The organism is Acidobacteriota bacterium (assembly GCA_018001935.1).
Classification (GTDB): domain Bacteria; phylum Acidobacteriota; class JAAYUB01; order JAAYUB01; family JAAYUB01; genus JAGNHB01.
Map to the genome: position 1 here is coordinate 18,255 of JAGNHB010000065.1, position 12,894 is coordinate 31,148.

Consider the following 12,894-nt stretch of genomic DNA (forward strand, 5'->3'; position numbering starts at 1 on the left):
ATCCCCGGATGCGCCTTTTCATTTTTTTGCATTCCGGCGCCACTCGTGGTATGATGCGGTCTTTTTGTTGATCTGTGATCCCTGGAGGTCCGATGCGGTTGTCTAACAGAACGATCATCCTTTTCCTGGCGGTACTGGGGCTGTCCGTCTTCTCCCCGGCCCAGACCACCTACGCGGTCATCGACCCGAACGCGGACACCGCGCCCGCGGACATCAAGGCCCTCCAGCTCTCCTTCCGCCTCAACACCCAGGACATCATGGCCCCGACGCTCCTCCTGTCCGACGACGGGACCCGGGCCTTCACCAACTACATCGTCTCGGGGAGCCACCCCGACAACGGCTACGTCCTGGTGGTCCACCCCCGCGAACTCGCCCCCGCCAACCAGTTCATCAAGGCCATCGCCGTGGGCAAGCGCCCCGGCCTGATGTACTTCAACCCCTCCAAGTCGGAGATCTGGGTGGTGAACATGGGCAACTACGGCACCTACCCCTACACCGAGTGCTCCATCAGCATCATCGACACCGCGGCCCTCACGGTGAAGGCCACCATCCCGACGCCCGAGTACAACTTCGGCTTCGGCAGCAACGTCGTCTTCACGCCCGACGGCGCCACCGCCTACGTGTCCTCCACCCTGTCCGACGAGGTTCTCAAGATCGACGCCGTCGCCTACCAGGTCACCTCGGCCCTCAAGCTGCTCTCCCGCTACCCCTACTACTACATCTCCGTGGGGCCCGCGCAGCTCACCCTCAGCCACGACGGGACCTTCCTCTGCTGCACCAACACCTTCAACGAGACCGTGTCGGTCATCAGCACGGCCACCTTCACCGAGACCCACCAGATCTCCTTCTTCGTGGAGAACCCGCCGATCGGCACCCACTCCCCCAACCTGACCTACCGGAACAACGTGCTGCTCTCCGACGACGACTCCCTCGGGTTCGTGGGCTCCATCGGCTACAGCCTGGCCTTCGGCGTCGCCGACCTGGTCTACCTCTTCAAGCCGGCCACGGGCGAGCGGTACAAGGACGAGCAGGGCAAGTACCACGACATCGCGGTCCCCGGCGACCCCATGAAGCTGCAGCTGGACCCCTCCCACAACTTCCTGGTGATCCAGAACGTCTCCTACGACAAGGTGGACAGCACGGGGATCAACCTCCGCGGCTACGCCTGCGTGGTGCTCTACACCTGGCCGGACCTCTACTACTACAAGACCCTGTCCTACGAGAGCCCGGACTACAACATGGCGTCGTCCACCGAGATGGCCTTCACGCCCAACGGCGACGGCACCTGGGACATCCTTTTCCCCTCCTTCAGCAGCTTCAACCAGACCCTCTACGACAACCACCGCGAGGTGGTGCCCCGGCTGCCCACCGGCTACCTCAAGCAGTCCACGGCGGTGACGATCCTCAACACCTCGGACACCCGGATGCTCCCCGTCACCATGGCCATGATCCCCGGGTCGGGAACCTTCCTCGTCGCCGACTACCTCACGGGGGTGCTCAAGGAGAACGCCCCGCCGGACAACATGGTCTTCTCCGTCGCCGACCGGATCTTCATCGAGACGGGCCACTTCTCCTCCGTCGCCCTCATCAACCCCACCGACCAGCCGATCTCGTACTGGGTGCAGTCGTTCCAGACCAACGACACCAACACCACCGACGACGACGTCCGGGCCGGTTACCCCTTCTTCTGGGTGGACTCCGAGAGCAAGTCGCACATCATCGAGCCCTACGAACTGACCCTGGCGCCGGGCCAGCAGCTGGTCCGGATGACCCAGGGGCTGATCCCCGACTACGACAAGGTCACGAACCAGCACGGTTTCCTCAAGGCGGTGCACCCCACGGAACCGCTCCGCGGCGTGGTCTTCAACGGGACGCTGGCCGCCGACGGCACCCTGCTCAAGGCCGAGTACCTCCGGGTGGCCCCCCGCACCTACCAGGACATGATCTTCCCCTGCCTCTACAGCACCGCCGACGTCCCGACCTCCATCCACTACGTGAACCCCTACATGAACATGTACGAGGTCAACCGCATCCAGTACGTGGACACCGGCCAGGAGGTGATCGGGGGCAACGTGTCCTTCATCGTGCCGGAGTCGGGGGGCATCGACCAGAACTTCGGGTCCGTGGCCACCCCCGGGTACGTCCGGGTGTTCAACACCACCAACGTGCTCACGAACGCCTACATGACCGTGGAGGGGAAGAACGCGGCGGCCACGTTCCTGTACGCCTGCCCGCCCCTGAACATCCAGCTCGACTCGTCGGAACACCCCTTCCACGTGCCCTACTACGCCGTGGGCGGCGGCTTCGACACCACCCTGTACATCGTCTGCGAAAGCCCGCGCACCATCGCCGGCGTCGTGGACGGGTCGGGCAACCTGATCAACCAGTACACCCACCTGCGCCTGGACTTCCGTGATTTCCAGGGGAACCTGACCGTCACGAAGGAATTCGACGTCCTCAACCACTCCGAGTTCCTCATGACGCTCTCCATGCCGCAGCTCCTCGGTCACGACAAGTACAGCCCCGAGGTCTGGACCGGTTCCATCACCATCACCGCCGACCACGACCAGGTCTGCGGCGCCTACTCCTACACCTTCTTCCGGACGCCGCCGGAAGGCCAGACGGTGGACCCCCTCCTCCTCTTCAAGAACATGACCATGGACGAGCTGCGCTTCGGCCCCGACGCCTCCACCAGCATCCTCTTCCCGTACACGGTCAACATCCAGCCCTACTACACGTCCTACGTGCTGTACAACCCCAACGAGGCGCCGGCCACGGTCCGGGTGGAGATCTACAACCCCGACGGCCAGCTCGTGGCGCAGTCCCTGGTGGACCCCCTCATCGGCCCCCACGCCCAGTTCTTCTTCTTCCTGGGGGACGAGTGGCTCTTCGGCCCGGTGGAGGGCCTGCAGAACTTCGTCGGCTACATGAAGGTGATCGGGACCAACGACCAGCCCATCTTCGCCACCTCCATACAGGGCACCGACGGGATGATGACCATCATCCCCACGCTCTGAGCCGGAGGCCCGGCCGGGAGCGCCGCATGCTGCGCCTTCGCCTCGCCCGCAGCGCCGGGTTCTGCTTCGGGGTCCGGCGGGCCATCGACATCGCGATCAAGGCGGCCGGCGGCGAGGCCCCCGTCTACATGCTGGGGAACATCGTCCACAACGAGTACGTAGTGGACCAGATCCGCCAGACCGGGATCCGGGTGGTGGAGGACCTCGACGCCATCCCCCCCGGCAGCACCCTCCTCATGCGCGCCCACGGCACGACGCCCGAGATCTACCGGAAAGCCGCCGAACGGGGCCTGCGGATCGTGGACGCCACCTGCCCCATGGTGCTGGAGATCCACCGGATCGTCCGGAAGCTGGAGGAGGAAGGCTACGAGGTGGTCATCATCGGCGACCAGAACCACGACGAGGTCCGCGGGATCGCCGCCCAGGTGAGCCGCCCCCTGGTGGTCTCGGGCCCCGCCGACGTCCCCGGGGAGGGCTGGCGTTCGAACCGCCTCGGCGTGGTGGTCCAGTCCACGCAGAACCTGGAGAACGTCCAGGCCATCATCTCCCGCCTGGTGCCCGCCTGCCGCGAGCTGCGCTTCATCGACACCATCTGCAAGCCCACCACCGACCACCAGAACGAGATCCGCCGGATGCCCCTCGAAAACGACGCCGTCGTGGTGGTGGGCTCCTTCACCAGCGCCAACACCCGCCGGCTCGCCGAACTCAGCGTGGCCGCCAACCCCCGCACGCACCACGTCCAGACCGCGAGCGAACTCGAGGCCGCCTGGTTCGAGGGGATCGGCTCCGTGGGCGTCACGGCGGGGGCCTCCACGCCCGACGTCCTCATCCGGGACGTCCTGGACCGGATCCGCGACTTTCGCCCCGACACCGTGGTGGACCCCGACGAACGGGTCTCCCCCGAGGGCGCCGAAGCGGAACCGACCGCGACGGGAGGCCGGCCGTGAGGGTCGTCGCCGCCGGGCTCAACATCGACGGGGACGCGCTCCGGGAGCTTCGCGAGGCCGCGGCCCGCCTCCGGGGGCACCTCGGGCGGGACGAGGCGCCTCCCCCGGACCTCCTGGCGCACCTGGCCGCTTTCGCCGACCGGGAGGACCTCACCCCCGAGACCCTCTCCGCCGCCTACGCCCGCATCAGCCGCGACCCCCGCCCCGTCGACGCGCTGCGGCGGGACGCCCGCGCCTCGGTCGCGAAGGCCCGGCGCTCCAACGAGACCATCGTCTTCGGCCTGGGCCACGCCTCCGTGGCGGAACACGCCGTCTTCAACGTGGACGTCCTCGGCCTCAGCCGCCTGGCGGCCGAGTTCGTCGAGCACTACCGCCTCGCCTCCTTCACCGAGAAGTCGCAGCGCTACGTCACCCTCCGGGGTGACTTCGTGGTTCCCGCCGAAGTCACCGGGACCGCGCTCGAGGTTGATTTCCGGGAGATCGTCCGCCGTCAGACGGAGCTTTACCTCCGCCTGTACGAGGCGCTGAAACCCCGTTTCGAGGCCGAACACCCCGACATGGCCGCCCGGGCGGACGGGCGCCGGACCCTGGACGGCTGGGCCAAGGAGGACGCCCGGTACGCCCTCAGCCTCGCGGTGGAGACCCAGCTCGGGATGACCGTCAACGCCCGCACCGTCGAGCGGATGGTCCGCGACGCCGCCGGCCACCCCCTGGCGGAGGTCCGGGCCTTCGGGGAAGCCCTCCTCGGCGCGCTGCACCCCCACGCCCCCTCCCTCATCCGCTACACCCGCCCCGGGCCCTGCCAGGCGGAAGGGCTCCCGGCCCTGCGCGCCGCCGCCGCCGAACAGTTCCGGCGCTTTCTTTCCTCACCCGCCGCAGCGACGCCGGAAAGCCATTCCCCTTCCCAACCCGCCCAGGCTGAACCGGGCCGGGCCGACGCCACCCGGTTCTCCCCCGCGGGCTCCCTCGCCTGCTCCGTTCCCCCTTCTCGGGAAGACCCCTTCGAGTGCCGCATCGTCGGCCTGCAGGGAAGCGAGGCCGACGTCTTCGCCGCCCTGGCCTTCGCGTCCGCGGCCGCCCCCTGTCCGCCGCCGCCGGTCGTCCTCCCCCCCTCCCCCCGGGAACCCCACGACTCCCCTCCTTCCCATAGTTCCCATGACTCCCATAACTCTCATAACTCCCATGACTCCCCGCTCTTCACCCGATTCTCCGAAGCCCTCGCCTGGGCCGAGACCCTCGACGACCCGGCGAAGACCGGCCTCCTCCGCCCCCTGGTTCGCACGATGGAACCCTGGGACGCCCCGCCGCGGGCCTTCGAGCACGCGGGGGCCGCGGTGGAGTGCACGGTGAGCGCCTCCTGCTTCGCCCAGTTGAAGCGGCACCGCATGGGGAGCCTCCTCTGCCGGCCGTACGAACCCGCCCTGGGGTTCACCGTCCCCCCGTCGGTGGAGGGAGCCGGCTTGCGCGACGACCTCCTGGCCGTCGCCCGCCTGGCGGAAGAGACGGCGGGGCGCATCGCCGAACGCCACCCGGAAGCTGCGGCCTACCTCCTGGCCAACGGCCACCGCCGCCGCCTGGTGTTCTCCGCCAACCTCCGGGAGTGGCACCACTTCATGCGCCTGCGCCTTGACGCCCACGCCCAGTGGGAGATCCGGGACCTGGCCGGGCGGATCGCCGCGCTGCTGCGGGGCCCCTTCCCCGTCCTCGCCCGCCTCTTCGCCGGCAAGGACCGCTGGCCCGCCGTCCGGGACAGGTTCTGAAACGGTACGCGCGCCGAGCCGAGGCGCGCGCTGACCCATAGGCCTCACCACTCCCTTGGCCCACGCCCCAACCCGAGCGCCGGGCTCGGCTCGCCCGGCGTACCGTACGCGCGCCGAGCCGAGGCGCGCGCTGACCCATAGGCCTCATCACTCCCTTGGCCCACGCCCCAACCCGAGCGCCGGGCTCGGCTCGCCCGGCGTACCGTACGCGCGCCGAGCCGAGGCGCGCGCTGACCAAAAGGTCACGGCACATCCCATGGCCCCTGCCTCGGCCATTGCCCCACGCCTCCACCCTTCCACGCGCCACTGCCCTTGCGCCGGGCTCGGCTCGCCCGGCGTACTGCATCGGGCTCGGCTCGCCCGGCGTACTGCATCGGGCTCGGCTCGCCCGGCGTACCCTTGCCGAGAAAAGCCATGCGGAAGCCATCACGCCGTGTATAATGAGGGGTCGCGAGATCAGTTCTGGAGGTGTGCCCATGACAAACATCCGCCGGATGACCCTTCCCGCGGGGACGGCCCGCACCCTGCTGCTGCCCCTTCTTTTCCTCGGCCTGGCGGCGACCGCCCTCGCCGGCACGGTCCCGGGCGGCGGGCCCGCCGTGCCCGACTACTCCCTCGCCGCCCGGAAGGACGTTCCCGTGGAGTACACCTGGAAGCTCGAGGACCTCTACGCCACCCCCGAGGACTGGAAAGCCGACCTGGCGTCCGCGCGGAAGCTCATGGGCGACCTCGACGGGGCGTCCCGGGACTGGAACGGCTCCGCAAAGGGAATGCTGGCGCTCCTGGACCTCCTGAACACCCTCCGGATGAAGCTGGAGCGGCTCCACTCCTACGCCAGCCACCACAGCAACGCCGACCTCGAGGACCCCGTCTACCAGGGGATGAAGGGCGAACTCACCACGCTCCGCGCCGACCTGGGCGCGAAGACCGCCTTCCTGGCCGACGACGTCCTGAAGCTGGGGGCCGAGAAATTCGAGGCGTTCGCCAGGGACGAGCCCCGCCTCCAGCCCTACCGCTTCGGGATCCGGGAAATCCTGCGGGGCCGCGACCACGTCCTCCCCCCCGCCCAGCAGGAGATCGTCGCCCTCACGGCCCTGTTCTCGGGATCGTTCGAGAAGGCCTCGTCCATCCTCAACGACGTGGAAATCCCCCCGGCGCCCCTCAAGCTCTCCGACGGGCGCGACGTCTCGCTGAACTACGCCACGTACTTCAAGCTCCGGGGCGGCGACAGGCCCGAGGACCGGCTGGCGGTGATGACGGCCTTCCTGGACAACCAGCGGAAGTTCGAATCCACCAACGCCGCCCTGCTGGACGGCTCCACCAAGCAGCACTATTTCAAGGCCCGGGCCCACAAGTTCCCCACCTGCCTGGAGAGCCGCCTGTTCCGGGACAACATCAGCCCCGGGGTCTACCACCAGCTCATTCGCTCGGTCCGGGAGAACCTGTCGCCGCTGCACCGCTACATCACCCTCAAGAAGAAGATTCTCGGGCTCCCGGTCTTCCGGTACCCCGACCTCTTCGCCAACGCCGTGCCCGCCGTGGAAAAAACCTACGCCTGGGACGAGGCGAAGGGCCTCTGCACCGCGTGCATGAAACCCCTGGGCCCCGAGTACCAGGCCGTCCTGGAGAAGGCCTTCTCCCAGCGCTGGATCGACCGCTACCCCAACAAGGGGAAGGAGTCCGGCGCCTACTCCGAGGGGTGCTACGGCGTGCACCCCTTCGTCAAGATGAACTACGACGGGTCTTACGACAGCCTCTCCACCCTCGCCCACGAACTGGGGCACGCCCTGCACTCCGACTTCTCCTGCCGGGCCCAGCACTTCACCAACGCCGACTACCCCACCTTCCTGGCGGAGGTGGCCTCCACCTTCAACGAGAACCTCCTGGTCCAGCACGTGCTCCAGACGGAGACGGACGACCGGTTCAAGCTCTACGTCCTGGACCGCTACCTCGACCGGGTCCGCTCCACCCTCTACCGGCAGACCCTCTTCGCCGAGTTCGAGCTGCTCATGCACCAGCGCGTGGAAGAGGGCAAGACCCTGACGGCCGACTGGCTGGACGAGACCTACCTCCGGCTGACCCGCGAGTATTACGGCCACGAGACGGGGGTGTGCGAGATCGGCGAGTACCTGTCCTGCGAATGGGACTTCGTCCCCCACTTCTACCTGGACTTCTACGTCTTCCAGTACAGCACGGGGATCATCGCCTCCATGGCCCTCGCCGACGGCGTCCTGCACGGCGGGGCGGCGGAGCGGGACCGGTACCTGGACTTCCTCCGGGCGGGCGGCAGCGACCACCCCCTCGCCATCCTGAAGAAGGCGGGCGTGGACATGTCCGGCCCCCAGCCCTACGAGGCCGCCCTGAAGCGATTCGACGACCTGGTGTCGGAGATGGAGAAGATCGTCGAGCGGCTGAAGAAATAGACTTTTCATGACGGTTACAGGTAGGATAGCAGCAAATCCGGTACGAGAAAAGTTACGAGGGTGCAACATGAGTTCGTCGTTGTTCGCATCCTGCCTGTCGGCCCTGCTGTTCGCCCTGCCGGCAGCGGCTTCACCCGCGGACGGACCCGCACCCGTCGGCGGCACAGTGAGTCTCGGCGCGAAGACGCCCGGACGCATAGCCTGATGGTTTCGTAAAAAGTCGGAAAACGAACGGGGAAGTGTCTGTAAGACGTTTGTTTGAGCCATCACCCGGAGGGTGATGGTACTTTTTGCGACCGCGCCAAGCCTCGCAAAGGGTCAGGGCAGGGATGCCGTTCCGCGACCGTGCGCCCCGGGGGCGGTGTCGGGAAACCGCGGGCCGCCGGGTCACGGTCGTCCCGTTCACCGGGTAAAGGCCTTCCCCGGCACCCCGCCCGGGGCGCGCGCGGCTTTTTTGCCTCTTTCACTCCCCGCGGCAATGGGGTATAATGTCCGCTTTGCCCGGGCTTTCGAGCCCCGGAGGCGCATCGCCGAACCGGGGCCTTTCAAGCGCCCCTTTTCGCCCGGGCAGAGTGTGACGGCCTCGCGACACCCCGAAAGCTGAACGGGAAAGTGTCTGTAAGACCTTTGTTTGAGCCATTGCCCGGAGGGCGATGGTCCATGTTGCGGGGATGTCCGCTTTGCCGGATCACGACGTTCGAGTGGTTTCCACCTTGCAAGACCGGTTTTTCCGCCACCGTAGAACCCTGCTGCTGATCGCGTTCGCGGTCGCCCTGGGGGTTCGCCTGCACGACCTCGCCGGGGTCGGGCTCGCCGAGGACGAGGTCAACAAGGTCAACGCCGTCCGCTCCTATCGCGCGGGGGACTTCACCGCCAACGCCGACCACCCCATGCTCATGAAGACCCTGATTCTCGGGGCCCGCCTCGCGGCCGACGCGTACAACGCCGGCCCCGCCGCCGGCCTGGGGCTGGCCCGCCTCCCGGAGGAGACCGTGGTCCGCCTGCCGAACGCGGTGTTCGGCGCCCTGACGGTTTTCGTCCTGTACCTCCTCGCGACGTCCTTCTTCAATTGGCGGGTCGGGATGATCTCCGCCTGGCTGTGGGCCACGGGAATCGACGCGGTTTTCATCAACCGGGTCGCCAAGGAAGACACCCTCCTGGTCTTCTTCATCCTGCTGGGGACCTGGCTCCACCGGCGCATGAAGCAGACGCCGGACGCCGAGGCTTCCCGGAAGCGCTGGTTCTACTACGGTTCCGCCGCCGCCTTCGGCGCCATGCTGGCCTCCAAGTACTTCCCGCACTACATCGGCCTGAACATGCTCTACTTCTGGTGGCACCGCAAGGCGGAGCCCTCCGCCTACCCCGCGGATGCCTTCGGCGGGAAGGAACTGCTCCGGTACCTCCTGGTCCTCGGCCTCGTCTTCCTCCTGCTCAACCCCGTCATCCTCAGCCCGGCGGTGATCCGCCACATCGCCCACTACACGGGGCAGGGCACCGTCACCCATCACGGCTACGTCATGATGGACACCCTCTACTACAACAACGTGGACCGGACGCCCTTCAACGGGACCCCCGGCTACTTCTACCTTCTCTTCCTGGGGGTGAAGGTCCCGCCCCTGGTCCTCCTGGCGGCGGCCGCCGGGCTCGCCCTCTGCCTGCGGCGGCGGCGCGAGGCGGGCCCCTTCCTGGTCCTGTTCCACCTGGCTTTCTGGCTGGCGCCCTACTCCCTGTTCGGGGTCAAGTTCATGCGCTACACCCTGAGCCTCATGCCGGTGGTCTACCTGCTGGCCGCCTGCGGGATCGAGGCGGTCCGCGAGCGCCTCGCGGCCTCGCTTCCGCCGAAGTTCAGCCGGCCCGCGTCCGCCCTGGTTCCCGTCGTGGTGCTGGCGTCGGCGCTCGGGGCGTTCACCTTCGCCCCGCCCTTCCATTCCCTGTACGTCAACGGGTTCGGCGGCGGGGCGTCCCGCGTGGGGTACTACTTCCCCCACGACGAGTTCTACGACCTGCAGTTGCGGGAGGCCATCCGGCAGACGGCGCGGGAAGCCCCGCCCGGCGGCGCCGTGTTCGCCGGGGAAACCCCCGCGGTGTTCCGCTACTACCTGGAGGGGGAGAACCGCCCCGACATCCGGGTGGTGAACCTGTCGGACCCCTCCTTCGCCCGCGGCCCCGAGCGGCATGTCTACGTCTTCCTCCAGCCGGGGCGGCGCTACTTCGAGAACGCCGAGTTCCACCGGGACCTCTGGCGTGACCCGTCCCGGCGAACCTCGGACTTCCCGGTGCGGGGCGTGTCGGCGGTCCGCGTCTTCCGGCTGGACTGGGAGGAATTTCTCCGCATCGCGGACCAGAGGAGCTACTTTGCGACGAATCATCGTCAACGCGGATGATTTCGGCTACAATACCGGCGTCAACGCCGGGGTCGTGGAGGCCGCCCGGGCCGGCGCCCTGACCAGCACGACGCTCATGGCGCCGTCCGCCGCCTTCGACGACGCCGTCAGGCGGGCGTCGGAGGTCCCCCGGCTGGGGGTCGGGTGCCACGTCTGCCTGGTGGGGACCCGGCCGGTCTCGCCCCCGGAGGCCATCCCCTCGCTGGTCGGGCGGGACGGCCGCTTCCTTCCCTCCCTCGGCGCCTTTGCCCGGCGATGTTTCGGGGGGGGGCTGCGCGAGGACGAGATGCGCCGGGAGGTGGAAGCCCAGGTGGAGAAGGTGATCCGGGCCGGCCATCCCCCCACGCACCTCGACGCGCACAAGCACGTCTTCGTCCTGGCGCGCGTTCACCGGGTCCTGTGCGGCGTCTGCCGCCGGTACGCCATCCCGGCCATGCGCAACCCGTATGACGCCGACCCGTTCCGCCTCCGGGCGCGGGCCGGCAATCCCCGCGCGTACACCCGGCAGTGGCTCCTGGGACGGCTCGTCCGGGTGACCCGCCGGGGTTTTTCCCGGCGGTGCGCCGAGGCCGGGCTCCGGACGCCGGACCGTTTCTTCGGCGTGGCGGCCACGGGGCTCTGGAGCCCCGCCTACCTGGACGGGGTCTTCGCGGAACTCGCGGACGGCGTGAACGAACTCATGGTTCACCCCGCGGTCATGGACGAGAGCATGCGCAAGAGCCGCTCCCGGCTCCGGGAGTCGCGCGGGGTCGAGCTTCGGCTTCTGCTGGAACGCGTCCCCGGCCTGGCGGCCTCCCGCGGCGTCGCGTTGACCGACTATTCCATCTTTGCGAAAAAGGAAAGCTGACATGCTGACGGAAAAGAAGATCTCCATCGTCGTCCCCTTCCACAACGAGGAAAAGAACGTCCGGGCGCTCTACGAGGAGACGGTGGCGGCCATGAGCGAGGTCACGCCCGACTACGAACTGGTCTTCGTGGACGACAAGAGCCTGGACGGCACCTTCCGCGTCCTGGAGGGCCTGGTGAAGGAGGACCCCCGGGTGGTGGTGGTGAAGCTCCGGCGAAACCACGGCCAGACCGGCGCCCTCGCCGCCGGCTTCGACCACGCCCGGGGGGACATCGTGATCCCCATGGACGGCGACCTTCAACACGACCCCGCGGACATCCCGGAGATGGTCAAGTGCATGGTGGAGGGAGACTACGACATCGTCAGCGGCTGGCGGAAGAACCGCCGAGACCCCTTCCTCTCCCGAAAACTGCCCTCCCGCATCGCCAACTGGTTGATGGCGAAGCTGTCCGGGCTCCACATCCACGACTTCGGGACCACCTTCAAGGTCTACCGGCGGGAGGTCCTGGAGCAGGTCAACCTCTACGGGGACCTGCACCGCTTCATCCCCGCCCTGGCGCTCAGCCACGGCGCGAGGGTGGTGGAGGTCCCCATCAACAACCGCAAGCGCCTCCACGGGAAGTCCCACTACAACATCATGCGCACGTTCCGGGTGCTCTTCGACCTCCTGACCATCCGCTTCATCCTGAAGTACATCCAGAGACCCATCCACTTCTTCGGGATCCCGGGGATCCTCTGCTTCCTCGCCGGGGCGGGGATCGGGTCCTTCCTGCTGGTCAAGAAGGTCCTCACGGGGGGCAGCACCCTCGTCGAGCACGGCCCCCTGCTGCTCCTGGCGGTGATGCTGCTCCTGGCGGGGGTCTTCCTGATCTGCATGGGCCTCCTGGGCGAACTGCTCACCCGGATCTACTTCGAGCACGGCGACAAGACCATCTACGCGGTGGACCGGGTGCTTCGTCACGAGCCGAAGCCCCCCCCGAGGCGGAAGGGGCGGGAGGAAGGCGGCAAGGCGTAGGCTGCAGGCTGCAGGCTGTAGGTCCGGAACTAATCCTGTCATCATCGGTATCGGTATCGCAATCGGTATCGCAATCGCAATCGGTATCGCCGCCGCCATCGCCGCCGACCTCGAAGTCAACGCCGCAAACCGCACCGAGAAACCGGAGCGCCGAGGGCATCCTGTGGAGTGCGGCGCGAAGGCTTCCGGAGCGCCGCGTTCATCCTGCGGAGTGCGGCGCGCAGGCCGCCGGAGCGCCGCTTTGAACCTGGCCGGTGACGAAAGGCGCGCAGGCCGCCGGAGCGCCGTCTACCCGGGATGGCCTGCCGCATTCGACGCCCGGACCGCTCCAGGAAACCGTGTCCCCCGGGTCATCGCGCCGCTCCGAAGACTGCGCGGCGCGGTCAAAGCGGCGCTCCGGCAGCCTGCGCGCCGCACTCCGCAGCGAAAGGCGGATGCCCGCCCGGCTGATCGTTCAACCCCGCTCCCCAAACCCCACACCCCTCACCCCAGCCCCAAACC

General features: G+C 68.0%; 7 protein-coding genes. All 7 read left to right on the plus strand.

Annotated elements, in window-relative coordinates; translation table 11 throughout:
- The first annotated feature begins 98 nt into the window (after positions 1-98).
- The 7 genes from KA419_18215 (at position 99) to KA419_18245 (ending at position 12,393) form a co-directional block, all read left to right on the plus strand.
- Complete coding sequence (locus KA419_18215; protein MBP7867868.1) at positions 99-3,017, plus strand: YncE family protein; 2,919 nt, start codon at positions 99-101, stop codon at positions 3,015-3,017.
- Between the two features lie 26 nt (positions 3,018-3,043).
- Positions 3,044-3,964, plus strand: coding sequence for a 4-hydroxy-3-methylbut-2-enyl diphosphate reductase (gene ispH / locus KA419_18220; protein ID MBP7867869.1), 921 nt, complete (start codon positions 3,044-3,046; stop codon positions 3,962-3,964).
- Positions 3,961-5,724 carry an FAD-dependent thymidylate synthase gene (locus KA419_18225; GenBank protein ID MBP7867870.1) on the plus strand — a complete coding sequence of 588 codons (1,764 nt, stop codon included), beginning with the start codon at positions 3,961-3,963 and terminating at the stop codon, positions 5,722-5,724. Before ispH ends, KA419_18225 begins: the two co-directional genes overlap by 4 nt.
- A gap of 476 nt (positions 5,725-6,200) precedes the next feature.
- Entirely contained in the window at positions 6,201-8,147 is a 1,947-nt protein-coding gene (gene pepF / locus KA419_18230) for an oligoendopeptidase F (protein MBP7867871.1), read from the plus strand.
- Positions 8,148-8,860: 713 nt separating this feature from the next.
- Positions 8,861-10,531, plus strand: a complete 1,671-nt coding sequence (locus tag KA419_18235) for a glycosyltransferase family 39 protein (protein ID MBP7867872.1) — start codon at positions 8,861-8,863, stop codon at positions 10,529-10,531.
- Complete coding sequence (locus KA419_18240; protein MBP7867873.1) at positions 10,503-11,378, plus strand: ChbG/HpnK family deacetylase; 876 nt, start codon at positions 10,503-10,505, stop codon at positions 11,376-11,378. Before KA419_18235 ends, KA419_18240 begins: the two co-directional genes overlap by 29 nt.
- 1 nt (position 11,379) lies before the next feature.
- Positions 11,380-12,393 carry a glycosyltransferase family 2 protein gene (locus KA419_18245; protein MBP7867874.1) on the plus strand — a complete coding sequence of 338 codons (1,014 nt, stop codon included), beginning with the start codon at positions 11,380-11,382 and terminating at the stop codon, positions 12,391-12,393.
- Positions 12,394-12,894 lie beyond the last annotated feature (501 nt).